At 39.0% G+C, this 25360-nt stretch carries 20 protein-coding genes; 3 read left to right on the top strand and 17 right to left on the bottom strand.

From position 1 onward, the window contains the following. Positions 1–53: 53 nt before the first annotated feature. The 10 genes from ABN099_RS04130 to ribF all read right to left on the bottom strand — a co-directional run bounded on the left by ABN099_RS04130 (position 54) and on the right by ribF (position 13145). Positions 54–197 (bottom strand): Hok/Gef family protein, encoded by a 144-nt coding sequence (locus ABN099_RS04130; protein WP_349462426.1) that lies wholly within the window; start codon positions 195–197, stop codon positions 54–56. A gap of 636 nt (positions 198–833) precedes the next feature. Then, positions 834–977 carry a Hok/Gef family protein gene (locus ABN099_RS04125; protein ID WP_349462425.1) on the bottom strand — a complete coding sequence of 48 codons (144 nt, stop codon included), beginning with the start codon at positions 975–977 and terminating at the stop codon, positions 834–836. 482 nt (positions 978–1459) lie between these two features. Continuing rightward, entirely contained in the window at positions 1460–4687 is a 3228-nt protein-coding gene (gene carB / locus ABN099_RS04120; protein WP_349462424.1) for a carbamoyl-phosphate synthase large subunit, read from the bottom strand. A 17-nt stretch (positions 4688–4704) separates the two neighbouring features. Further along, positions 4705–5868, bottom strand: coding sequence for a glutamine-hydrolyzing carbamoyl-phosphate synthase small subunit (carA, locus tag ABN099_RS04115; RefSeq protein ID WP_349462423.1), 1164 nt, complete (start codon positions 5866–5868; stop codon positions 4705–4707). 434 nt (positions 5869–6302) lie between these two features. Further along, positions 6303–7124, bottom strand: coding sequence for a 4-hydroxy-tetrahydrodipicolinate reductase (dapB, locus tag ABN099_RS04110; RefSeq protein WP_349462422.1), 822 nt, complete (start codon positions 7122–7124; stop codon positions 6303–6305). A gap of 245 nt (positions 7125–7369) precedes the next feature. Then, positions 7370–8323: a 4-hydroxy-3-methylbut-2-enyl diphosphate reductase gene (gene ispH / locus ABN099_RS04105; protein WP_349462421.1), complete on the bottom strand. Its 954-nt coding sequence runs from the start codon at positions 8321–8323 to the stop codon at positions 7370–7372. Further along, entirely contained in the window at positions 8304–8774 is a 471-nt protein-coding gene (fkpB, locus tag ABN099_RS04100) for an FKBP-type peptidyl-prolyl cis-trans isomerase (RefSeq protein WP_349462420.1), read from the bottom strand. Before fkpB ends, ispH begins: the two co-directional genes overlap by 20 nt. Before the next feature lie 73 nt (positions 8775–8847). After that, complete coding sequence (gene lspA / locus ABN099_RS04095; protein ID WP_349462419.1) at positions 8848–9360, bottom strand: signal peptidase II; 513 nt, start codon at positions 9358–9360, stop codon at positions 8848–8850. Positions 9361–9363: 3 nt separating this feature from the next. Then, positions 9364–12174, bottom strand: coding sequence for an isoleucine--tRNA ligase (gene ileS / locus ABN099_RS04090; protein WP_349462418.1), 2811 nt, complete (start codon positions 12172–12174; stop codon positions 9364–9366). Between the two features lie 29 nt (positions 12175–12203). Then, positions 12204–13145, bottom strand: a complete 942-nt coding sequence (gene ribF, locus ABN099_RS04085; RefSeq protein WP_349462417.1) for a bifunctional riboflavin kinase/FAD synthetase — start codon at positions 13143–13145, stop codon at positions 12204–12206. Positions 13146–13576: 431 nt separating this feature from the next. On the opposite strand from ribF, the gene rpsT reads away from it, so the two are divergent. Then, positions 13577–13837: a 30S ribosomal protein S20 gene (gene rpsT, locus ABN099_RS04080; RefSeq protein ID WP_004248964.1), complete on the top strand. Its 261-nt coding sequence runs from the start codon at positions 13577–13579 to the stop codon at positions 13835–13837. A gap of 79 nt (positions 13838–13916) precedes the next feature. Here rpsT and nhaR read toward each other — a convergent pair whose 3' ends face one another. Together nhaR and nhaA are read right to left on the bottom strand one after the other, a co-directional pair. Continuing rightward, on the bottom strand, positions 13917–14837 hold the full coding sequence (nhaR, locus tag ABN099_RS04075) for a transcriptional activator NhaR (RefSeq protein WP_349462416.1): 921 nt from the start codon (positions 14835–14837) through the stop codon (positions 13917–13919). A 190-nt stretch (positions 14838–15027) separates the two neighbouring features. Then, positions 15028–16209: a Na+/H+ antiporter NhaA gene (nhaA, locus tag ABN099_RS04070; protein WP_349462415.1), complete on the bottom strand. Its 1182-nt coding sequence runs from the start codon at positions 16207–16209 to the stop codon at positions 15028–15030. Positions 16210–16660: 451 nt separating this feature from the next. On the opposite strand from nhaA, the gene ABN099_RS04065 reads away from it, so the two are divergent. After that, the gene (locus tag ABN099_RS04065; protein WP_349462414.1) at positions 16661–17506 is read left to right on the top strand and encodes a DMT family transporter; all 846 of its coding nucleotides are present in this window, start codon (positions 16661–16663) and stop codon (positions 17504–17506) included. 115 nt (positions 17507–17621) lie between these two features. On the opposite strand, the gene dnaJ is transcribed toward ABN099_RS04065, so the two are convergent. The 5 genes from dnaJ to tal form a co-directional block, all read right to left on the bottom strand. Beyond that, the gene (gene dnaJ / locus ABN099_RS04060; RefSeq protein ID WP_349462413.1) at positions 17622–18761 is read right to left on the bottom strand and encodes a molecular chaperone DnaJ; all 1140 of its coding nucleotides are present in this window, start codon (positions 18759–18761) and stop codon (positions 17622–17624) included. Positions 18762–18866: 105 nt separating this feature from the next. Next, positions 18867–20786 (bottom strand): molecular chaperone DnaK, encoded by a 1920-nt coding sequence (dnaK, locus tag ABN099_RS04055; RefSeq protein WP_349462412.1) that lies wholly within the window; start codon positions 20784–20786, stop codon positions 18867–18869. Positions 20787–21342: 556 nt separating this feature from the next. After that, a complete protein-coding gene (mog, locus tag ABN099_RS04050; RefSeq protein ID WP_349462411.1) occupies positions 21343–21918 on the bottom strand; it encodes a molybdopterin adenylyltransferase in 576 nt (191 codons plus the stop codon). A 150-nt stretch (positions 21919–22068) separates the two neighbouring features. Continuing rightward, positions 22069–23052 carry a tetratricopeptide repeat protein gene (locus ABN099_RS04045; protein WP_349462410.1) on the bottom strand — a complete coding sequence of 328 codons (984 nt, stop codon included), beginning with the start codon at positions 23050–23052 and terminating at the stop codon, positions 22069–22071. 183 nt (positions 23053–23235) lie between these two features. Further along, positions 23236–24189, bottom strand: coding sequence for a transaldolase (gene tal, locus ABN099_RS04040; protein ID WP_349462409.1), 954 nt, complete (start codon positions 24187–24189; stop codon positions 23236–23238). Between the two features lie 305 nt (positions 24190–24494). Here tal and yaaA point away from each other — a divergent pair, with 305 nt between their 5' ends. After that, the gene (gene yaaA / locus ABN099_RS04035; RefSeq protein ID WP_349462408.1) at positions 24495–25277 is read left to right on the top strand and encodes a peroxide stress protein YaaA; all 783 of its coding nucleotides are present in this window, start codon (positions 24495–24497) and stop codon (positions 25275–25277) included. The last annotated feature ends 83 nt before the right edge of the window (positions 25278–25360 follow it).

Raw genomic sequence — 25360 nt, 5'->3', positions numbered from 1 at the left:
CAAATCTAACAACTTAAAGAAAAATTGCGGGGGAGAATAACTCCCCCACCAAACTATTTATCACACATCAAAATAGCTTGAACGACTGTGTTTCCATTACTAATGTTAAGCAAACATAATCGTTCACCTACAATCATTGTGAAAAAAATAACGGTCGCACAGATAACAGTAATGCCAAATAAGGTTATTTTCGTCAATTTTATTGACTCCTTTCGGAAAAGGAGACAAAATCAAATTGTTGAGGTTTGAGTCTGTCCCCGGATTTTATGAAAATAGAATTCGGGGCTTTTCTCTTTTTGGCGCTTGCAAAATGCTTGAACCAAAATGATCCAAGCACCCACAAACATAGTAACAGAAATTTCGCTATTCCCTATACCTTACCAGTGGTAGATGATGGATATTTTTCAATTAAAACAACGCGTTAATTGGCATCGTAAAATAATCTCTTCTTGACTCAAGCGACAAAAAAAGACAAAATAAAACCGCTAAAACAAAGAAATCAACATGTTTATTTTCTTGGCTCCTTACTCGAAAAAAAAGATCCGCACCCACTTCTTTGTTTTACACTCGCCCCAAATAAACGTATTTGGGGCTTCTTTTTTTCATAAAAATAGAAAAATAAAAAATCCCGAATATGAATCGCCCCATATTCAGGATTAATATTACGACAACAATTAAACTTAAATTTTACTTATCTTTTTATGCATTGCTTGGACTGAAATCACAAAATCTCTGTTTATCAGACATAAGCTAAATCTTAAAGACAGGGTGCTTGTACCACAAATCTAACAACTTGAAGAAAAATTGCGGGGGAGAATAACTCCCCCACCAAACTATTTATCACACATCAAAATAGCTTGAACGACGGTGTTCCCATCACTAATGTTAAGTGAACATAATCGTTCACCTACAATTAGGGTGAAACAGAGTACGCTCAAACAGATAACAGTAATGCCAAGTAAGGTTATTTTCGTCAATTTAATTGACTCCTTTCGGAAAAGGAGACAAAATCAAGTTGTTCATGTTTGAGTCTGTCCCCGGATTTTATGAAAATAGAATTCGGGGCTTTTCTCTTTTTGGCGCTTGCAAAATGCTTGAACCAAAATGATCCAAGCACCCACAAACATAGTAACAGAAATTTCGCTATTCCCTATACCTTACCAGTGGTAGATGATGGATATTTTTCAATTAAAACAACACGTTAGTTGACATTGTAAAATAATCTCTTCTTGACTCAAGTGACAAAAAAAGACAAAATAAAACCGCTAAAACAAAGAAACCAACATGTTTATTTTCTTGGCTCCTTACTCGAAAAAAAGATCCGCACCCACTTCTTTGTTTTACACTAGCCCCAAATAAACGTATTTGGGGCTTCTTTTTTTCATAAAAATAGAAAAATAAAAAATCCCGAATATGAGTCTCCCCATATTCAGGATTAATATTACGACAACAATTAAACTTAACTTTTACTTATCTTTTTATGCATCTCTTGGACTGAAATCACCTCAGCAGTAGGATCTGCACTTAATGACAACGTAGTGGCAAAACCACCATTTAATGTGGTGTCATAGTGAACCTTATATTGCAATGCGCTGCGACGAATAAGCTTTGAATCTTCAATTGCTTGGCGACCCGCAGTGGTATTGACAATATAGTCGTACTCACCATTTTTAATTCTATCTTGAATATGTGGTCGTCCTTCATGGACTTTATTGACTAAGCGCGGATTTATCCCTGCTTCACCTAATACAATCGCTGTTCCATGTGTAGCATCTAACTCAAAGCCGTATTTCAGCAATTTAGTGGCTAAATCTACCACACGCTTTTTATCGCCTTCACGCACTGAAAGTAATGCTCTACCTTTTTTCTTCATGGTAGAACTACTTCCTAACATCGCTTTAGCAAAAGCTTGTGCAAAAGTAGCCCCAACGCCCATCACTTCGCCTGTAGAACGCATTTCAGGCCCTAAAATTGGGTCTACACCAGAAAATTTATTAAATGGTAAAACCACTTCTTTTACAGAGTAATAAGGCGGTATCACCTCTTTTGTTACCCCTTGTTCTTCAAGACTTTGACCAATCATTACACGAGCGGCAACTTTAGCTAATGGCACGCCAGTCGCTTTTGAAACAAAAGGCACAGTACGTGCAGCCCTAGGGTTAACTTCAATTAGATAAACATCGTTACCTTTTACTGCGAACTGCACATTCATTAAGCCTTTTACGCCTAACTCAAAAGCGAGTTCACGGACTTGTTGGCGCATTACATCTTGAATTTCTTGACTTAACGTATAGGCAGGTAGTGAACAAGCTGAATCACCAGAGTGAACACCCGCTTGTTCGATATGCTCCATAATGCCGCCAATCACGACTTGTTTGCCATCGCAAATAGCATCAACATCAACTTCTATTGCATCATCAAGAAAACGGTCTAACAACACTGGAGCATCATTAGACACGCTAACTGCGGTTTGGAAATAACGACGTAAATCTATTTCGTCATAAACAATTTCCATCGCTCGCCCCCCTAAAACATAAGAAGGACGAACTACCAGCGGATAACCAATAATCTGTGCTTTCTCTACGGCTTGCTCTAATGCGGTAACGGTTGCATTTTCAGGCTGTTTTAAACCTAGTTTATCGACTGCTTTTTGAAAACGTTCGCGATCTTCTGCTTTATCTATTGCATCAGGACTGGTTCCAATGACAGGTACTCCCTCAGCCTCTAGTGCTCTCGCTAATTTTAGTGGTGTTTGACCACCATATTGCACAATCACCCCTTTAGGTTTTTCGATGCGGACGATTTCAAGCACATCTTCAAGAGTAACAGGTTCAAAATAGAGTCTATCTGAGGTGTCGTAATCCGTTGATACCGTTTCAGGGTTACAGTTCACCATAATGGTTTCATAACCATCTTCACGTAGCGCTAATGCGGCATGTACACAGCAATAATCAAACTCAATACCCTGTCCTATCCGATTTGGACCACCACCTAACACCATCACTTTTGGCTTATCTTGATGAGGATTAGACTCACACTCTTCTTCATAAGTGGAGTACATATAAGCGGTATCAGTAGAAAATTCAGCCGCGCAGGTATCAACACGTTTATAGACAGGATGTAATTGATACTGATGACGTAATTGACGAATAACCTGTTCTTTAACACCCAGCACTTGGGCTAAACGTGCATCAGCAAAACCTTTACGTTTTAATTGACGTAAAAAATCCGCGGTTAAGCCTTTTATTCCCACTTCACTGACTTTTTCTTCAAGACGGACAATTTCTTCAATTTGTACTAAGAACCAACGGTCGATATTAGTAAGATTAAATACACCATCAACCGATAAGCCAGCACGGAAAGCATCCGCGATATACCAAATTCGGTCTGAACCCGCTTCTTTTAACTCACGACGAATTTTGGTCAATGCTTCAGGATCATCTAAATTCACTTTAGGATCAAAACCTGTTGCACCCACTTCAAGCCCACGTAAGGCTTTTTGCATCGACTCTTGTTGAGTTCGACCAATTGCCATCACTTCACCAACAGATTTCATTTGTGTGGTTAATCTATCGTTAGTACCGGCAAATTTTTCAAAATTAAAGCGAGGAATTTTGGTTACAACGTAGTCGATAGAAGGCTCAAATGATGCAGGAGTCCGACCACCAGTAATATCATTAATTAACTCATCAAGGGTATAACCTACAGCCAGTTTTGCGGCAATTTTAGCAATAGGAAATCCAGTTGCTTTAGAAGCTAAAGCCGAAGAACGAGATACCCGCGGATTCATCTCAATAACAATTAAGCGCCCAGTTTTAGGATCAACGGCAAATTGAACATTTGAGCCACCGGTTTCAACACCAATTTCACGTAATACCGCCATCGAGGCATTACGCATAATTTGGTACTCTTTATCGGTTAACGTTTGCGCAGGTGCAACCGTAATGGAATCACCCGTGTGAATTCCCATCGCATCGACGTTCTCGATAGAACAAACGATAATGCAATTGTCGTTTTTATCGCGCACAACTTCCATTTCATACTCTTTCCAACCAATAAGTGATTCATCTATCAATAACTCATTCGTTGGCGATAAATCTAATCCGCGAGTACAAATCTCTTCAAATTCTTCACGGTTATAAGCGATACCCCCACCAGTACCACCCATGGTAAAGGACGGGCGAATAATGCAAGGGAAACCGACATCTTCAGCGACCGCAAACGCTTCTTCTAAGTTATGTGCAATACCAGAACGTGCAGTACCTAAACCTATTTTTTTCATTGCTTTATCAAAGCGTTGTCTATCTTCCGCTTTATCGATAGCATCAGCAGTTGCACCAATCATGGTAACGCCAAATTCGGCTAAAACGCCGTGACGCTCTAGCTCAAGTGCACAATTTAAAGCGGTTTGTCCACCCATTGTGGGTAATACCGCATCAGGACGCTCTTTTTCAATTATTTTTCTAACTACTTGCCAATGAATTGGCTCGATATAAGTGGCATCTGCCATTTCAGGGTCGGTCATTATGGTGGCTGGATTTGAGTTCACCAGTACCACACGATATCCCTCTTCACGTAATGCTTTACAAGCTTGAGCACCTGAATAGTCAAATTCACACGCTTGACCAATAACGATTGGACCCGCACCTAAAATCAGGATTGTTTTGATATCTGTTCTTTTTGCCATTTTCGTTCGCTCCTGATTTATTTGATTGTCACTGTTTGCGTGTTTTTACGATAGTGTGCGATAAGCTCAATAAAGTGGTCAAAAAGAGGGGCGGCATCATGAGGTCCGGGGCTTGCTTCTGGGTGGCCTTGAAAACTAAATGCAGGTTTATCAGTGCGGCGAATACCTTGAAGAGAACCATCAAAAAGCGATTTGTGGGTGACCCGTAAATTAGCAGGTAATGAGGTTTCATCAACAGCAAAGCCATGATTTTGCGCGGTTATCATCACAGTATTGTTATCGAGATCTTTTACCGGATGATTGCCGCCATGGTGACCAAATTTCATTTTGATGGTTTTGGCACCACTTGCTAATGCTAATAATTGGTGACCCAAACAGATGCCAAAAATGGGAATATCGGTAGTTAAAAAAGTATTAATTGCGCTAATCGCATAGTCACAAGGCTCAGGATCACCAGGACCATTAGAAAGAAAAATACCATCCGGTGAAAGTGCCAGTACCTCTTGTGCTGAAGTTTCAGCTGGCACAACGGTAACTCGACACCCTCTATCCACCAGCATACGTAAAATATTGCGTTTCACACCAAAATCATAAGCCACAATATGCAAGGGTAATTCATCTGCTGATTTAGCGTTAGGAAGTTCACTTTCTAACGCCCAGCTTCCTTGTGTCCACAGGTAAGGCTGTTTAACGGTGACTGTTTTCGCCAAATCCATTCCCTTTAAGCCGGGAAATGCTTTTGCATTTTCCAGAGCAAGCTCTACATCAAGGTTATCGCCAGCAATGATACAGCCACTTTGTGCACCCTTTTCGCGGAGCAGACGAGTGAGCTTACGAGTATCTATATCAGCAATGGCAACAATATTATGGCGTTTTAGATAATCAGATAAGCTCTCTTGAGCGCGGTAATTACTCATGACTAACGGTAAATCACGAATAATTAAACCTTGAGCATGGATAGAATCAGATTCTTCATCGGAAGAGTTAACGCCAGTATTGCCAATGTGGGGATAAGTAAGAGTAACTATTTGTTGAGAGTAGGAAGGGTCGGTTAGAATTTCTTGGTAACCGGTCATTGAAGTATTAAAAACGACTTCACCAATGGCGGCGCCTTGTGCGCCTATCGACTTGCCGTGGAATTTGGTCCCATCTTCGAGAACCAGTATAGCTGATTTGTTCAAAACGCCCTCCTGAGAATAATAAATCACATTTCATGCATATTAATTCAGATTTAAAGCTTTAAATCAATGCCAAAAAAATAAAATAGGGCAAATTTTTGGCAAATTGGGCGCATTCTAAAGATCGAACAGAGTGATGTCTATAAAAAATACATTTTTAATTAAAAAAATATCATTCATTAACATTTTAATCAGCCAAGTTATCATTAATACAAGCTATCTTACAAAGTTAACCGTTTGCCTACCAAGATAAGTTAAAAATGTGATTTTTTTGAATAACAAATAGAAATTTAGGATATTTCAGGCAGGAAAAACAACAAAAAAGAGATATAAATAAAACAAATAACAACAATTAACAAAACATAGACCAAAGCCAATAAAAAACTCAAAGTTATAAAATTAACCCTGAGCTTTCAATTATTTATAAAATAAAATTATCACAAATCTTCAAGTGAAAGCACATCTTTCATATTATAAAGACCTTGCTTTTGAGCAACTAACCAAATAGCAGCCTTTACTGCGCCATTTGCAAAAGTCATACGACTAGAAGCTTTGTGGCTTATCTCTACTCGCTCGCCGATATCTGCAAAGATAGCAGTATGCTCACCAACAATATCTCCTGCACGAATGGTAGCAAAACCAATACTTTGAGGATCTCGTTCACCCGTATGACCAACACGCTCATAAACAGCACAAGTTTTTAAATCTCGCCCAAGTGCATCTGCAATAGATTCTCCCATTGCTAAAGCGGTGCCTGATGGCGCATCTACTTTGTGACGATGATGCGCTTCTACAATTTCAATATCACTGTAAGAACCCATCACTTTAGCCGCTTTTTCCAGCAATTTAAGCACTAAATTAACGCCAACACTAAAGTTAGCAGCAAAGACAATAGGAATAGATTTCGCAGCATCACTTATGGCTTTTTTACCTTGGTCATCAAAACCTGTTGTGCCAATAATCATACCTTTATGATGCTCGACGCAAAAATCGAGATGTAAAAGCGTGCCTTCAGGGCGAGTAAAATCGATCAACACATCAAAGTTAGCTGCTTGCTCTAATAAATTATCAGTTACCGTAACACCAATATGGCCGATACCAGCTAATTCACCAGCATCAGTGCCAATTAGCGACGAATTTGTGCGTTCAAAAGCAGCGCCCAAGACCGTTCCTTGTTGTTGAGAAATTGCCTGAATTAATTGACGTCCCATACGTCCACCAGCACCCACAACAGCAAGACGAAGTTCTTTTGCAGACATAATCTCATTTCTCCTTAACAATGCTCATAATCTTTATTTGTTATTTACAGATTAGCGATGTCATCCCTTTGATGCCAGCATTTAACGCTGATGATAAGAAAAACACACTAAAGCACGATTATTATCAGTAAAACCAATAATTAGCATGTTTATTCACTTTTATTATATTGGATCATTATAGAAAAAAGAAAAAAGCAGAGGGATTAACTCTGCTTTTAAGAAATTGATGATTAACGACAGAAAAGTTATTCAATAACTTTATAATCGAGGCGTAACTCTTTAGGCACTTCAAAAACAATATTCTCTTCTCGCCCTGAAAGCTCAATAACTTCATCAGCGCCAAAAGATTTAAGTTGATCTAATACTTGTTGTACAAGAATATCAGGCGCTGAAGCACCCGCCGTTACACCTACAATATTGACATTAGCGACCCAAGCTTCATTGATATCTTCATAGCTATCAATTAAGTAAGAAGGTTTTCCTGCACGTTGTGCAAGTTCTGCTAATCGATTTGAGTTAGATGAATTTTTTGAACCCACTACAAACACAACATCAGCACGCTGTGCGAGTTCTCTTGCCGCTTCTTGGCGATTAGTGGTTGCATAGCAGATATCATCTTTACGGGGACCCACAATTTTAGGGAATCGCGTATTTAAGGCATCGATAACCTCTGAAGTATCATCAACTGAAAGCGTGGTTTGTGTCATAAAGCAAAGATTGTCTTCATCTTTTACTTTAAGTTTCCACACATCATCAGGTGACTCGACTAAATACATTCCCCCTTCAGGGTTATTGTATTGTCCCATAGTGCCTTCAACTTCAGGATGCCCCGCATGACCAATTAATATTGCCTCTTTGCCTTTACGGCTTGCTCTAGCGACTTCCATATGGACTTTAGTCACTAATGGGCAAGTTGCATCGTAAAGCATAGTCAAATTGCGAGAACGCGCCTCTTGGCGAATAGCCTGAGAAACACCATGAGCAGAGAAAATTAAAATTGCGTCATCGGGTACTTCTGAAATTTCTTCAATAAAGATAGCGCCACGTTCACGCAAATCATTGACGACATAACGGTTATGCACGACTTCATGACGCACATAAATTGGAGCGCCATAGATTTCAAGTGCGCGTTCAACAATGCTGATAGCTCGGTCAACACCCGCACAAAAACCTCGTGGGTTAGCCAGCAATATTTGCATCTGTTACGTCCTCCTGCGCATCAGCACTTATTACTTCAATATCAAAAGTAACCTCTTGAGAAGCTAAGGGATGATTGAAATCAACAGTCACAGAGTCTTCTGTTATTGCTTGTACAATACCGGGCATTTCACTGCCATTCATTGCTGTAAATAGCATAATAGTGCCAACTTCTGGCACACCAGATTCAGCAAAGTCAGAGGGCATAAAATACTGAAGAAGATCAGGATTATATTTACCAAAAATATGCTCGCCCGCTAACGTAAAGGTTTTCTTATCACCTTCAGCAAGCCCTATCAACTGCGCTTCTAATGCCGGAGATAAACTTTCATCCCCAAGACGAAAAAGAGCTGGTTTACCATGAGCTTGTGTAGATTCAGCGACAGAGCCATCTGCTAACTTTAAGGTGAAATTCAGCAACACTGCGCTGTTTTTGTGCACCTGCATAACCATGCTATTACCTTTCTATTAAGCGTAACCCCCGCCATAAGGCAGGGGTTATCTAAGTTGACTAATTGTCTGACTATTATTGCTTTTTCTCTTTTTGTGGGCTGGCGTTTTTATCAGGGAAAAAGCTTTCAATGATAATTAAAGCAGCACCAATACAAATAGCCATGTCTGCAATATTAAAGGTTGGCCAATGCCAATCTCCAATATAAACATCCAGAAAATCAATAACAAATCCATGAATCAGACGATCAGAAAGATTACCCAATGCTCCGCCAATAATCAGTGCATAAGCAGTGTTGCTCAGTTTAGCACTCGCTTGGTTTTTATAGAGCATTACCAATAAGGTAATACAGATTGCTAATGCAATCAGAGCAAAAAACCAGCGCTGCCATCCGCCTTTATCTGCTAAAAAGCTAAAGGCTGCACCATAATTATGAGCATAAGTGAAATTGAAAAAAGGCATAACAGAAACAGATTCATACAAGCGAAATGTCTGCATAAAATACTGTTTTGTTCCTAAATCCAATACCACCACAGCAATTGCTAGCCAAAGCCAGCGTAAACCTGTAGAGCAAAGCGTTTTCTTCATTAATTAAGCAAACTTACGTTCTTCACCGTTACCGGCTACGTTAGTGACACAGCGTCCACATAACTCAGCGTGTTCCGCTACTTGACCAATATCTGCTGCATAATGCCAGCAACGTGGGCATTTTTCACCTTCAGCTTTATTGAAGGCAATCTTCAGACCGGCAATATCAGATGCGATAGCTGATTCTGGTGCTTCGTTAATATCCACAACGTTTACTTGTGATGTTAATAAAACAAAACGCAATTCGTTACCTAATGCATTGAGTTTTTCAGCTAATGCTTTATCAGCATATAGCGTCACAGCGGCTTCTAATGAACCACGCAGTTGTTTATCTGCACGCGCTTGCTCTAAGACTTTATTGACTTCACCACGAACGGCTAATAACTCAGCCCAATAGTCATCATTCAGCGCTTCTGCGGCATCTAAACCAAACAGATTTGTATACCACTCTTCCGTTAATACAAATTTTGCACGTTCACCAGGTAATTCATTCCAGATTTCATCTGCGGTGAATGACATTACAGGTGCCATCCAGCGAACTAATGCTTCACTGATATGGAATAGCGCTGTTTGACAACTACGACGCGCGACACTGTCGCTTTTCGCGGTATATTGACGATCTTTAATGATATCTAAGTAGAACGAGCCCATTTCAACTGAACAGAACTGCATTAAACGCTGGATAACATTATGGAAATCATAGTTTTCATAATGTTTTAAGATCTCAGCTTGAGCTGCTTGTGCACGACCTACCGCCCAACGATCCAGTACAACCATATCTTCTGGTTTTACTTGGTGTTTTGCAGGATCAAAGCCATTTAAGTTAGCTAAGAAGAAACGCGCGGTATTACGAATACGACGATAAGTATCCGCTGAACGTTTTAAAATTTCATCAGATACTGCGATTTCACCCGTATAGTCTGTAGATGCAACCCATAAACGTAAGATATCTGCACCCAGTTTATCCATCACTTCTTGTGGACTTACTGTGTTACCGATAGATTTGGACATTTTACGACCTTGTCCATCTACGGTAAAACCATGGGTTAACACTTCACGGTATGGTGCTTTACCTTTGATTGCAGTAGAGATCATCAGTGAAGACATAAACCAACCACGATGTTGGTCAGAACCTTCTAAATACATATCTGCTGAGTTGCCATGAAACTCAGGGCGAGCATCAACAACGGTTGAGTGCGTTGATCCTGAATCGAACCATACATCCAGTGTATCTGGCGTTTTCATGTAGTCATCAGCTTCGTCGCCCAGCACTTCACGGATATCTAAATCCCACCATGCCTGGATACCACTGACTTCAACACGTTTAGCAACTTCTTCCATCAATTCTAATGTACGAGGATGTGGCTCTTGCGTCTCTTTATGAACGAATAGAGACATTGGAGTACCCCAAGTACGTTGACGAGAGATACACCAGTCAGGGCGATTCTCAACCATTGACTCGATACGTGCTTGACCCCAATCAGGGATCCACTTAACGCCTTTGATCTCTTTTAGTGACTGCTCACGTAGACCATTTTTATCCATGCCAACAAACCATTGTGGTGTTGCGCGGAAAATAACAGGTGTTTTATGTCTCCAACAGCATGGGTAGCTATGTTGTAAGACTTCGTGGTGTAACAGCACACCTTTTTCTTTCAATAGCTCAACAATGACATCATTGGCTTTAAACACAAATACGCCATCCAATGTTGGATACGTATCTGGCAGATAACACCCATTTGGTCCGACTGGATTTGCGGTTTCTAAACCATATTTTTGACCAATAACAAAGTCATCAGGACCGTGACCAGGCGCAGTATGAACAGCCCCCGTACCCGCTTCTAACGTTACGTGATCACCTAAGATTGCAGGAACATCAAAGCCCATAAATGGATGGTTAAAGCGTAAAAGTTCTAAATCAGCACCTTTACATTCACCTAATACTGTCCACTCAGAGATACCAATGCGCTTCATCACACTTTCAACAAGATCTGCTGCTAAAATCACACACTCATCATTAAATGAAATCAGTGAATAATTAAATTCAGCATTCAACGCGATAGCGCGGTTAGCGGGTAATGTCCAAGGCGTTGTTGTCCAAATCACTAAAGAGATTGGTTTATCTGTTGTCGCGCTAAATTTAGCGGCAACCGCTGCTGAATCAACCGCAGTAAAGCGAACATCAATAGAAGGTGATGATTTATCATAATATTCAACTTCTGCTTCTGCCAGTGATGAACCACAAGCAGTACACCAATGCACAGGTTTAGCCCCTTTGATTAGGTGGCCATTAGCAATGATGCGCGCTAAAGCACGAATTGTATTCGCTTCAGTTTTATAATCCATAGTGAGATAAGGCTTATCCCAATCTCCCAGCACACCTAAACGGATAAAGTCTTTTTTCTGTGCTTCGATTTGTTCATAAGCATATTTACGACATTCCGCGCGAAATTGTGCTGCTGATATTTTTTCTCCCGGCTTACCTACGATTTGTTCAACTTTTAATTCGATAGGTAATCCGTGGCAGTCCCATCCTGGAATGTACGGAGAATCAAAACCAGACAACCCTTTGGACTTAATAATAATATCTTTGAGAATTTTGTTAACTGAGTGACCAATATGAATATTGCCGTTGGCGTATGGAGGGCCATCGTGCAAAATAAATGTTTTCTTACCGCTTTTAGCCTGACGAATTGCTTGATACAAACCTTCTTTGTACCAACGTGATAACATATCTGGCTCGCGCTTTGCTAAATCCCCGCGCATTGGGAACCCTGTTTCTGGTAAGTTCAGGGTATTTTTATAGTCACTCATTCGATTCTCAGTTCCAAGTTTCCGCTAGTTTATGACTCCGACCGCTGCAATAAAAAATCCCTAGCAGTAGCCACATCATCTGCGATTTGCTGCTTCAATGCATCCAATGATGCAAATCGCTGTTCATTACGTAATTTCTTTCGTAACACAACATCAATGCGACGTCCATATAAATCCATATTAACGTCGATTAAATGAACTTCTAATTGTACGCCTTTCCCTTTTACAGTAGGGCGAGATCCGATATTGGCAACACCCGCTAAAGGGGATTGATGAGTAGATAAATAAACATCAACCGCATAAACACCTTTAACTGGAGCAACCAAACGTTTCATTGGAATATTCGCAGTAGGAAATCCAATGGTTCTACCTAATTCATTACCGTGAACGACACGCCCACAAACGCTATAAGGGTGTCCAAGTAAAGATTCAGCAAGTGCTAAATCATCATTAAGCAACGCTTCTCGTACCGCAGTGCTACTAATACGTAGACCTTTGTCACAATAACTTTCTGTATTTGCGACTTCAAATTCATATCTAATACCAGCTTGTTGTAAAAAGTGAAAGTCACCTTCTCTATTTTTGCCAAAACGAAAATCATCGCCAATAGCAAGAAATTGCACACCTAGTTTTTCCACTAACAGTGATGAAACAAACTCTTCCGGTGTTTGCGCAGCAAATTGTTTATCAAATTTGACACACAGAAGGTAATCAATCCCACATTCAGCCAGATATTTTATCTTGTCGCGTAAACGAGTAAGACGTGCTGGTGCCTTTTCAGGCAAAAAAAACTCCAGTGGTTGAGGTTCAAATGTCATAACCACTGTGGGTAAACCGCGTCGTGATGCTTCTTGCTTCAAATGCTTCAATAATGCCTGATGGCCTCTGTGGACACCATCAAAATTACCAATAGTCAGGACACAACCATGATGTTGTGACCGGATATTTTGTATACCGCGAATTAGCTCCATAACTGGCTCAATACCGTGGAAATTATTAGATTATACCTTGTCAAAGGCTTGAGAGTAACCCAATATATCAATGTTTATCGACGTGTCCTATATTGATCGGTCGATTCATTGTTATTATTAAATGAGATTGTTTACATTAAACAGCAAAATAAACATTTACTCACTGATCGGTGATAAAATCACATAAAATCAATCGTAGATCCTCTTGGAATCTACTATTTATTACTCATATACACGATTTCGATGATTTTTTCACTCAAAAGACTGTATTCTACCCGCCTTAACTGATAAAATCTTGCGCCATCACAACGAAACAAGTGTCGCGTACAACGACGCTAATTTTGTATAAATCCATTGACAAACTTAGGTTGAAAAGGCATATTCCTTCACCTTTGTATTGTCCTCGCTAGAATATATTTGGGAGTTGGAACTTGGCTAATATCAAATCAGCTAAGAAACGTGCGGTTCAGTCTGAAAAGCGTCGTCAGCACAACGCAAGCCGTCGTTCTATGATGCGTACTTATATCAAAAAAGTATACGCAGCAGTTGCTTCAGGTGATAAAGAAGCAGCACAAAAAGCATTTAATGACATGCAACCGATTGTTGACCGTCAGGCAACTAAAGGCTTAATTCATAAGAATAAAGCAGCACGTCATAAAGCTAATCTGCAAGCACAAATCAAAGCAATGTAATAATTGCTTTCTTGTGTTATAAAAAACCGGCTTAGGCCGGTTTTTTGCTTTCTACATGTTTTTTACGTTCAATGACAGATTATGAAACGGTAACACTCTTCTTATTACCATTAAATAGTTCAGAAAAATCGGTATTACACACCCGTTGAACGGCAGGATGTTGGATCATTCTCTCTGCAAATATCACGTAGTACTCTTCTTTAACACAATCAAGCGTACCAATTTCTTTAATATTATTCTGTGCAAACACTTCATTGGTATAAAGTGAAGGTGCAACAAAAATCGCATTATGATTTAAACCAAATGCTTTCATTAATGCCGCATCATCAAACTCACCTAAGATTTCAACTTGCAGATTTTTATTACGTATCCACGTTAATAAATGGCGACCAAGCATAGAACGGCGTCCAGGAATTAACAGTTTTCGCTCTTCTAAACAGTCAGGGAATGGTTTTTCTGGAACCGGATGGCTACAGAAAAAACTCACATTACATTCACCCAATTTTACTGAAAACAACCCTTCTTGTTGTGAAGAGTCCACTGGGCAATCAGATAAGATCATATCTAATTTATGTTGGCTTAACTGCTCTAACAGTAACTCATGAGTGGATTCAAAACAGCGTAAATGAATTTGTTCATGATCAGCAACAGCAGTTTCTAATACTCGGCTGACTAATTGCTTAGATAAAGCATCAGCAACACCAACATCAAATAACAAGTTAGATTCGCGGCTATAATTAACGATATCAAGCATTTCTTGACTAAGCATAAACATCTTATCAGCATAACGAAAAATAAGCTGTCCTAACTCAGAAGGTACTAGACCTCTTCCTTGACGTTTAAATAACTTTCCACCCAGTCGTTCTTCTAATGCTTTAATTTGTCCTGTTATCGTCTGTGGTGTCAGATACAGCGCTTCCGCTGCACCTACAACAGAGCCTTCTTTACATACATGCCAAAAATAATAAAGATGGTTAAAATTGAGATGTGACACCCGCATAGTTATATTCCTTTCAACTTCTGTGCTCTCGCAACACAGACTATTCAACAACGCATTAGTTTGCGATTGGCTTTCCTTGCACCCAATCCCTCATAAAAACACCTACGGCACAATAATAAGTATCGCACCGTAGGTTTAAGTATATAGCTCGGTATTTGTTATGTTGAGAATACCAAGTTTGTATCAATATTTACTGCTGATATTTCTTTTTCAACTTCGGTAAAACAGAATGAAGCAATAAATATCCTGCAACTGCTGCTATTGTTGAACCAACTAAAATTCCAAGCTTAGCATAGGTATTATAAGCTTCATCGGCACCCTCAAATGCAAGTCCAGCGATAAAGATAGACATAGTAAAACCGATACCACATAGCACCGACACTGCAAATATTTGTTTAAGATTAATCGCATCTGGCAATTTTGCAATGCCTAGTTTTACCGAAGCCCAACTAAAGAGGAAGATCCCTATTGGCTTACCTAAGAAAAGCCCTAACGCAATACCTAAAGGCAAGGTCGATAGCATACCATCGAGCGTAACACCTGTTAAAGAAACGCCCGCATTACTAAAGGCAAATAAAGGCAGTATTAAATAGGCGACCCAAGGATGTAACACATGTTCTAAGTCTTCAGAAGGAGAAGCGCCCTCTTTATCTCTTAATGGAATAAGAAATCCAACAATCACACCCGCTATGGTGGCATGAATACCTGATTTCAATATACAAACCCACAAGATAAATCCAAGGATCAAATAAGCGGCGGTATTGCCTACTTTACGCCAGTTCATGATGAAAAGTGTTATTACAATCGCACTTGCTATTGCTAACGGTAGCAAAGCCACACTCTTTGAATAGAAGAGCGCAATAATAACGATAACACCCAAGTCATCGATAATAGCCAAAGCCAACAAAAATACTTTTAATTCAACGGGTACACGCTTACCTAAAAGCGCCATAACACCAAGGGCAAAAGCAATATCTGTTGCCGCTGGAATTGCCCATCCTTGTTGGCTAATTGCATCGTTATTATTAAAAAACAAGTAAATCAATGCAGGCGCTAACATTCCACCCACTGCGGCAATTGCAGGGAAAATAGCGCGATCTCGTTGAGCAAGAGACCCCTCTTTAAGCTCACGTTTTACTTCAAGTCCAACGACAAGAAAAAAGATCGCCATTAAAGCGTCATTAACCCAAAGAATAAGGGGCTTATCGAGTTCAAACATTCCAAATTTAATCATAATTGGAATAGATAAAAACTCATCATATAATGCGCTTAGCGGCGTATTCGCCATGATTAATGCAATAATTGCAGCAATAATCAGAAGAACACCACCAGAAGCCTCTAATCTTAAAAATTTTCTAATAATTGCTGTCATAGTATTAACCTCAAATCTATATTCATGTTAATAATATGCTAATTATAAACTCGTAAAAAACAGTTTATTCATCACGAATAACTCGGTTTTTACGAATCAAACCACTAATATCAAGAAAAAAGAGAAATTTATGTACTATTATCAATAACAAATAGAAATGATAGATAATGAAAGAAGAATTATTTTATAAAAAAACAACCAATTGATATTACTATATAAATATATCTTTTTGATAAAAATAAACTATTTAAGTGATAATTAAAACCAATCATCAAAATAAGCAATAAATGATAATTTTTCTTTTAGAAAAAAGATAAATTGTTTTAAATCTCACTTTATAAAAATAACCAGAATAATAGTAAAACAACACACTAGTCTATTTCACTATTTAAACGTTATGTTATTGTCTTATAGTTAGTTGCCACACCCTTTCTATGAGAGTTTTATCACAATGTCGATTACTGTTTTTATTGCTGTTTTATTTGCTGCAATATTTCATGCTTGCTGGAATGCCCTTGTTAAAATTGGGACTGACCGATTTCTTGGTATTTCACTCCTCACCTTCTTTTCAGGAATTGTCACATTACCCGCGCTATTTTGGGTTGGATTACCAGATGTCGGAGCATGGAAATGGATAGGTCTTTCTGTACTATTTCATATTGGTTACACTCTTTCCTTAAGCCGCTGTTACACGCTCGCTGATTTTAACCAGATTTACCCCATATCACGTGGTAGCGCGCCATTAATGACTGCATTCTTAGGTTTTTTCCTATTTCACGAACAGCTTCCTGCAATGGGTTTAGTAGGGATCTTACTTATCATTGCAGGTATTATCCTTATTTCTCGTAGTAGACAAAGTACAGAGTTTAATTTACGCAAAGATGCACTCTTTTTTGCGTTACTCACTGCATTATTTACTGCAAGCTATACCTTAGCTGATGGTAATGGCTCTCGCGTAGGTACATCACCATTAGCCTATATTTTATGGCTGTTTTTTCTTAATGGTATGGTGATGTATTTGCTCGCTTGGCTTCGTTATCGCAAAAATTTAAGCAGCAAAATAAAGAGTTACTGGAAACCTGCTTTTTTTGGTGGCGTAATGCAGTTAGTCAGTTATGGCATTGTGATATGGGCAATGAGCCATGCATCTATTGTATTAGTTGCAGCATTAAGAGAAACCAGTGTGTTATTTGCTATGCTTCTATCGGTCTATATTCTAAAAGAACAATTTAACCGTAAGCAATTGCTAGCTTGTTTAGTCATACTAATAGGCATAGCCGCCATTAAGATGGGATAATAGCGATAAGCTTGAATAACAACAAAAATATCACTGATAAAAAAGAGAAAAAGCCTGATGATTATAGCTAAACAGCATACCATCAGGCTTTTTTAATATTAAATTTAAGTAGAAATTACTTTGTTAGATCATCAAAGAACTTCTTCACGCCATCTAAAAAGCTTTTAGAGCGTGGTGTATTTTTTTCACCGCTCTTACCACCAAATGACTCACCAAGTTGTTGCATCAACTCTTTTTGTTTCTCATTTAGTTTAACGGGTGTCTCAACAACTACACGACACATTAAGTCGCCAATAGCGCTGCTACGAACTGATTTCACACCCTTGCCTTTCATGCGGAACATTTTTCCAGTTTGAGTTTCTGCTGGAATTTTTAACTTCACACGTCCATCAAGAGTAGGGACTTCAATTTCACCACCAAGTGCAGCTATTGCGAAGTTAATTGGTACTTCACAATAGAGATCATTCCCATCGCGTTCAAAAATATTATGTTGGCGAACATGAACCTGCACATATAAATCACCTGAAGGTGCGCCGTGTTCACCAGCTTCACCTTCACCACTTAAGCGGATGCGGTCGCCAGTATCAACCCCTGCTGGTATTTTAACTGATAAGGTTTTATAACGTTCAACGCGGCCATCACCATGACATTTAGAGCAAGGCTCTTTGATAATTTTCCCACGACCATGACAAGTCGGACACGCTTGTTGTACGGTGAAGAAACCTTGACGTAAATGAACCTGACCTGCACCATGACATGTCGAACATGTTTCTGCTGATGTGCCTTCTTTAGCACCACTACCATGGCACTTATCGCACGTTTCTAGTGTTGGTATGCGAATTTCTTTACTTACACCACGAACCGCTTCTTCCAGCGTTAATTCCATGTTGTATTGTAGATCAGAGCCGCGTGCAGCACGTTGTTGACGACGACCACCACCAAAGATATCGCCAAAAACATCACCAAAGATATCACCGAAATCAGCGCCACCACCAAAACCACCACCGCCTTGACCACCGAAACCACCTTGCTCGAAAGCGGCATGTCCGTATTGATCATAAGCAGCACGTTTTTGTGCATCATTTAAAATTTCGTAAGCTTCTTTGATTTCTTTAAATTTAGCTTCTGACTCTTTATCACCTTGGTTTCTATCTGGGTGATACTTCATCGCTAGGCGCTTATATGCACGTTTAATTTCTTTCTCGTCTGCGGATTTCGCCACACCAAGAATTTCGTAATAATCTCTCTTAGCCATACTCGTTTACCCTTAACATAAGCACACGGGCGTTGAGTTTCCTCGACGCCCGTGCTCGGTATCAGTAACTATTCATTTATGAGTTACCGCGGCCCGTGAAGGGCATTATTTCTTATCTTTACCGTCGACTTCTTCGAACTCTGCATCGACAACATCATCGTCTTTCTTCGCACTTGCTTCTGCGCCACCCGCAGCATTACCTGCTTGAGCTTGTTGCTGTGCGATTTCTAGCAGTTTTTCAGAAGCTTCAACTAATGTTTTGATTTTTGCTTCGATAGCGTCTTTATCTTCGCCTTTAGATGCGATATCTAATTCACTAACCGCTTTCTCGATAGCTTCTTTATCTGTAGCTGGTAATTTATCGCCAGCTTCTTCAATTTGCTTACGAGTACCATGAATTAATTGGTCTGCTTGGTTACGAATTTGAACTAATTCTTCAAATTTACGGTCTGCTTCAGCGTTTGCTTCTGCATCACGTACCATTTTTTGAATTTCTTCTTCATTCAAACCTGAAGATGCTTTAATAGTGATATTTTGTTCACGACCGCTATTTTTATCTTTCGCAGATACATGCAAGATACCATCAGCATCGATATCAAAAGTCACTTCAATTTGTGGCATACCACGTGGTGCAGATTGAATACCATCTAGATTAAATTGACCCAGTGATTTGTTATCGCCAGCACGTTTACGCTCACCTTGTAACACATGAATAGTTACAGCGGATTGGTTATCTTCAGCAGTTGAGAATACTTGGCTATGTTTAGTTGGGATCGTGGTATTTTTCGCAATCAGGGACGTCATTACGCCACCCATTGTTTCGATACCTAAAGACAGTGGAGTTACATCAAGTAACAGAACGTCAGTTACATCCCCTGCTAATACACCGCCTTGAACTGCTGCACCCATTGCAACTGCTTCATCTGGGTTAACATCTTTACGTGGTTCTTTACCAAAGAAATCAGCAACAGTTTTCTGAACCATAGGCATACGAGTTTGCCCACCAACCAGAATAACATCGTTTACTTCGCTAACTTTCAGACCTGCATCTTCTAATGCAACACGTACAGGTTCCATTGAACGTTTAACTAAATCTTCAACTAAAGATTCCAGTTTTGCACGAGTTACTTTGATATTTAAATGTTTAGGACCTGTTGCATCAGCGGTAACATAAGGCAAGTTTACATCTGTTTGTTGCGCAGAAGATAATTCGATTTTCGCTTTTTCTGCTGCTTCTTTCAGACGTTGCATCGCTAATGGATCATTACGCAGATCGATGCCTTGCTCTTTCTTAAATTCATCTACTAAATAGTTAATTAAACGGCTATCAAAGTCTTCACCACCTAAGTGGGTATCACCATTGGTAGAGAGAACTTCATATGTTTTTTCGCCATCAACTTCATCTATTTCGATGATAGAGATATCGAATGTACCACCACCTAAGTCATAAACAGCGATAGTGCGGTTACCCACTTCGCGGTCTAAACCGTAAGCTAATGCTGCCGCTGTTGGTTCGTTAATAATACGTTTAACTTCAAGACCAGCGATACGACCCGCATCTTTAGTTGCTTGACGTTGAGCATCGTTGAAGTAAGCAGGAACAGTAATAACTGCTTCTGTAATAGTTTCACCTAAATAGTCTTCTGCTGTTTTCTTCATTTTTTTCAATACTTCAGCAGAAATTTGTGGTGGAGCCATTTTATCGTTACGCGCTTCAATCCATGCGTCGCCGTTATCAGCTTTAACAATTTTGTAAGGCATGATAGAAACGTCACGTTGAACTTCTTCATCTTCAAAACGACGACCAATTAAACGTTTGATGGCAAATAATGTATTTTGTGGGTTAGTCACTGCCTGACGTTTTGCCGGCTGACCAACTAAGATTTCACCATCTTGTGCATAAGCAACGATTGAAGGAGTAGTACGATCACCCTCACTGTTTTCAATAACCCGGGCAGTTTTACCATCCATTACAGCAACACAAGAGTTGGTTGTACCCAGGTCAATACCAATAATTTTACCCATTTAAACGCCTCCAAAGAGAATTCTTTATCAATTTGACTACCAATCTATATGAGGATGAATATCCCTATTTCAAGTCATAAATAAAAGACTTAAGCACATCATCTCAAAGCGGATATAAAATCAACGCAACTCAATAGTGGTAATTGCAGTTGAAAAAGAAGATGGGGTCATAAATACATTCATCAAGGGGAAAAATAAAAAAAATATGAAAAAAATAATAAGCACAAATTGACAATAAAAAATAAATCTTAATTTTCAATTAGTTACATAAGTTAAAATTTTCATCAAAATAAAAAGAAATTATCACTACAAAAAACAAGGTAAGAAATAGATATAACATATTGAAATTTAATTAATTTTTATAACTTATCACCTGGAAATAAGATGACTTTATGGATATTCCATGTAAAAACGCTTATGAGAAATATAAAAAACGCTTATTTTTTCAGCAGAAATATCGGAAGAATAGCCATCAAATGGATACCTACTCTTTTCGATTTAATGCAATAAAAACAATTTAGTTAGAACTCAATTTTATATTAAGAAGAGTATCTGCTTATCGGCGGGCTGATTTAGGTCTAAATGCCACAACTTTGCTCTCGTTGGTTTCAACATAAGGACCATCTAATAGCTGAATACAATAAGGTACGCTGGCAAAAATACCACTGACAATCACATTGCCTTCTTTATCTTTTAAGCCTTCCAAGGTTTCTGCTATCGCTTTTGGTTGCCCTGGCAAATTTAAAATTAAAGCTTGATTACGAATAACACCAACTTGGCGAGATAAAATCGCGGTTGGTACAAACTGTAAGCTTATTTGGCGCATTTGTTCACCAAAACCGGGCATTTCTCTATCTGCGATAGCCAATGTTGCATCAGGCGTAACATCACGACGAGCAGGTCCTGTTCCCCCCGTTGTTAATACTAAATGGCATCCTGATTCATCAACAAGTTCACAAAGTGTTTGTTCAATCATTATCTGTTCATCAGGGATTAAACGCGATTCGATATGAAAAGGTGTGGTTAATGCTTCTTTAAGCCAAGCCTCTAATGCAGGAAGCCCTTTATCTTCATAAACTCCACTGGATGCACGATCAGAAACAGAAACAAGCCCTATACGTAATTCATTCATATCAACCTCAATTTAATCAATAACCGCCAAATAACGCGCAGATATTAACATGGGAACACGATAGATTCATTGTTCTATATGATGATTAATACAAACAAAAGTGGGAGCTAATTAGCTCCCACTACAATTAACCAACAATATTACTAGATATTATTCATCAATATATTTAACAATATAAGAAGCAGCTAAAGCTTTAGCTTCTGCCAATTGTGCCGCATTTAGCGCGCGAGCAGTACGTTTTAGCATTGCTTCATCACCATCGCCATTTTCAACAGCAACAGAGAACCACGCATAAGCTTCTTTCAGGTCACGTTTAACGCCTTTGCCGTAATAGTAATTTAAAGCAAGGTTATTTTGCGCTAAACCATTACCTTGAAACGCCGCTTTTCTATACCATTCAACCGCTTTACGAGCATCTTTAGCAACACCGTCGCCTTCGTCATACATTACGCCAAGGTTATTCTGTGCATCACGGTTACCTTGGTTTGCAGCTTTGGTGTACCAAAATACAGCTTTGGTGCCATCGCGCTCAACGCCTTCACCATCATCATAAGAAACAGCAAGATTATACTGTGCATCAGCATGACCTTGTTCTGCTGCTTTGGTATACCATACTACTGCTTTCGTGTGATCTTGAGCTACACCAATACCTTCATCATAAGAGATAGCAAGGTTATACTGCGCATCGCTATCACCTTGTTCACCTGCTTTGGTATACCAATAAACCGCTTTCTCGTGATCTTGCTCAACACCATCGCCATCATCAAAAGAGACAGCTAAATTATATTGCGCTAAAGAAACACCTTGAACAGCCGCTTTGTTATACCAATAAACCGCTTTTTCAGCATCACGGTCGATATCATCACTCATGTCATACATTAATGCTAAGTTTAACTGAGCTTCAGCGTGACCTTGCTCTGCTGCTTTGGTATACCACTCCAGTGCTTTTTGAGCATCTTGCTCAACACCTTCACCACTTTCGTATTTAATACCAAGTTGATACTGAGATGCCGCATTTCCACCTTCAGCACTTTTTTCAATAGCAGGTAAAGAGAAAGCTGTTTTACTTTCTGCCATTGCCATGCCACTAAAGAACAGCGATGCAAGCATGGTTGCCAAGACAAGTTTTTTCATAATTCACCAATAATAAATAGAGTGTTTTAATAATTAATTTTTATAATTATTACTGGATAAATAATATATTCCAATCAATTTAATCTTAAAATTTGCTTAAATGTTATTTTGACTCGCGAAAAATAAAAATACCCACCTATAAAAGGTGGGTATAAAAGTTTTTTATAATAACTTAACGACAGATTATAATAAATCCGCAATCATTTTCTCTAATTTTTCCTGATCAACAGCAAACTTGCGAATACCATCAGACAGTTTGTCTACTGCCATTGGGTCTGCATTGTGATCCCAGTAGAATTGAGCTTCTGTAATTGCAGCTGGACGTGCTTTAGTTTCACCTTTGAACACTAATTTATGTTCAACTTCACCTTCAGCTTCTGATAACTCTTTAAGCAGTGATGGAGAAATAGTTAAACGGTCACAACCTGCAAGTTCTAAAATTTCACCCATGTTACGGAAGCTTGCGCCCATAACAACAGTGTTATAACCATGTTCTTTATAATAGTTATAGATTTCAGTGACAGAAATAACACCTGGATCTTCTGCTGGTGCGAATTCTTTCTTATCTGTATTGGCTTTATACCAATCCATGATACGACCAACAAATGGAGAAATCAGGTAAACGCCTGCTTCAGCACATGCACGCGCTTGAGCGAAAGAGAACAGTAAAGTCAGGTTACAGTTGATACCTTCTTTTTCTAACTGTTCAGCTGCGCGAATACCTTGCCAAGTTGAAGCCAGTTTGATCAGAATACGGTCGTTACTAATACCTGCATCGTTGTATAACTTCATCAGATGACGTGCTTTTTCGATACAAGCGTCGGTGTCATAAGACAGACGAGCGTCAACTTCTGTTGAAATACGACCAGGAATAAGTTTTAAAATTTCCAGACCGATATTGACTGCCAGTTTGTCACAAGCATCAATAATTTGTTGTTCACGAGAAGCGCTTTGTGAACGAGCCCATGTAATCGCTTCATCGATTAACTTACGATATTCAGGAATTTGTGCTGCGTTAAGGATTAAAGATGGGTTGGTAGTTGCGTCTTGTGGCTGATACAGTTTCATTGCCGCGATGTCGCCAGTGTCAGCAACAACGGTTGTCAGCTTACGCAAAGAAGTCAATTTGTTGGTCATTTTGTTTATCTCATCTACTAGGTAAATCTGTTTGCAGTCACCTGCGGATATCCTTTGATAATAACATGGACTGCTCACACTACAAGATGGTTAAATCCATACAGAGCAATTATTTGAATGCCAAACGTTTTCGCGAATTGAATGCGGAAAAAAACAGAAGAAAATCACAAGCTGAATCGATTAATAACTCAACTTTACTCGCTAAAGTCAGAAATCATTGTTTTTTCCTATCACTACAATTTAGCCTATTAACCACAAAAACTTGCTATATTGTTTACTGATTAAAATAACGAATTGAGGGAATTATGCTAATCACTATTTCACCTGCAAAAACGCTGGATTACGAATCGCCTTTAGCAACAACACATTTCACACAACCTGAATTGCTGAAATATTCCCAACAACTAATTAGTGAATGTCGAAAATTATCACCTGATAATATTGCGAGTTTAATGAAAATAAGCGACAAACTCGCAGGTCTAAACGCGGCTCGTTTCGGTGAATGGCACCCCGATTTCACTCCAGATAATGCTCGCCAAGCAATTTTGGCGTTTAAAGGTGATGTTTATACTGGTATGCAAGCTGAAAACTTTTCTGAAGATGATTTTCAATTTGCCCAACAACATTTACGTATGCTGTCTGGTTTATATGGTGTATTGCGCCCATTAGATTTAATGCAACCTTATCGCCTTGAAATGGGTATCAAATTAGAAAACAAGAAAGGTAAAGATCTTTATCAATTTTGGGGAGATACCATTACAGATACCCTAAACAGAGCACTCGAAGAGCAAGGTGATAAAATCCTCGTCAATCTTGCTTCTGACGAATATTTTAAATCCGTTAATAGCAAAAAACTGAATGCTGAAATTATTAAACCTGTATTTCTTGATGAAAAAAATGGCAAATATAAAGTTATTAGTTTTTATGCCAAAAAAGCACGGGGTTTAATGAGTCGTTTTATTATTCAAGAAAAGCTAACTAGCAAAGTACAACTGAAATCGTTCTCTCTTGAAGGCTACCAATTTAACTCAGCAGAGTCTGAAGGTAATACCTTAGTGTTTAAACGCGCTGAGTCTATGGCTAAGTAAATTTATCACATCAAAAATATACACTACATTTAAAAGTAACAGCCTTATTTAGGGCTGTTACTTTATCAACGGTTAAAAAATAC

The sequence above is a fragment of the Proteus hauseri genome (assembly GCF_040139125.1).
GTDB classification, from domain to species: Bacteria; Pseudomonadota; Gammaproteobacteria; order Enterobacterales; family Enterobacteriaceae; genus Proteus; species Proteus hauseri_B.
The sequence above is the reverse complement of the archived record's forward strand: the minus strand, read 5'-3'. Positions and strand labels throughout refer to the sequence as shown.

Excerpts from the sequence above, each read along its gene's own strand:
- ileS (WP_349462418.1), bottom strand. The coding sequence starts at position 12,174 with ATGAGTGACTATAAAAATACCCTGAACTTACCAGAAACAGGGTTCCCA.
- carB (WP_349462424.1), bottom strand. The coding sequence starts at position 4,687 with ATGGCAAAAAGAACAGATATCAAAACAATCCTGATTTTAGGTGCGGGT.
- ABN099_RS04065 (WP_349462414.1), top strand. The coding sequence starts at position 16,661 with ATGTCGATTACTGTTTTTATTGCTGTTTTATTTGCTGCAATATTTCAT.
- nhaA (WP_349462415.1), bottom strand. The coding sequence starts at position 16,209 with ATGACAGCAATTATTAGAAAATTTTTAAGATTAGAGGCTTCTGGTGGT.
- nhaR (WP_349462416.1), bottom strand. The coding sequence starts at position 14,837 with ATGCGGGTGTCACATCTCAATTTTAACCATCTTTATTATTTTTGGCAT.
- dnaJ (WP_349462413.1), bottom strand. The coding sequence starts at position 18,761 with ATGGCTAAGAGAGATTATTACGAAATTCTTGGTGTGGCGAAATCCGCA.
- lspA (WP_349462419.1), bottom strand. The coding sequence starts at position 9,360 with ATGAAGAAAACGCTTTGCTCTACAGGTTTACGCTGGCTTTGGCTAGCA.
- ABN099_RS04045 (WP_349462410.1), bottom strand. The coding sequence starts at position 23,052 with ATGAAAAAACTTGTCTTGGCAACCATGCTTGCATCGCTGTTCTTTAGT.
- dapB (WP_349462422.1), bottom strand. The coding sequence starts at position 7,124 with ATGTCTGCAAAAGAACTTCGTCTTGCTGTTGTGGGTGCTGGTGGACGT.
- ispH (WP_349462421.1), bottom strand. The coding sequence starts at position 8,323 with ATGCAAATATTGCTGGCTAACCCACGAGGTTTTTGTGCGGGTGTTGAC.
- tal (WP_349462409.1), bottom strand. The coding sequence starts at position 24,189 with ATGACCAACAAATTGACTTCTTTGCGTAAGCTGACAACCGTTGTTGCT.
- fkpB (WP_349462420.1), bottom strand. The coding sequence starts at position 8,774 with ATGGTTATGCAGGTGCACAAAAACAGCGCAGTGTTGCTGAATTTCACC.
- dnaK (WP_349462412.1), bottom strand. The coding sequence starts at position 20,786 with ATGGGTAAAATTATTGGTATTGACCTGGGTACAACCAACTCTTGTGTT.
- yaaA (WP_349462408.1), top strand. The coding sequence starts at position 24,495 with ATGCTAATCACTATTTCACCTGCAAAAACGCTGGATTACGAATCGCCT.
- ribF (WP_349462417.1), bottom strand. The coding sequence starts at position 13,145 with ATGGAGCTAATTCGCGGTATACAAAATATCCGGTCACAACATCATGGT.
- mog (WP_349462411.1), bottom strand. The coding sequence starts at position 21,918 with ATGAATGAATTACGTATAGGGCTTGTTTCTGTTTCTGATCGTGCATCC.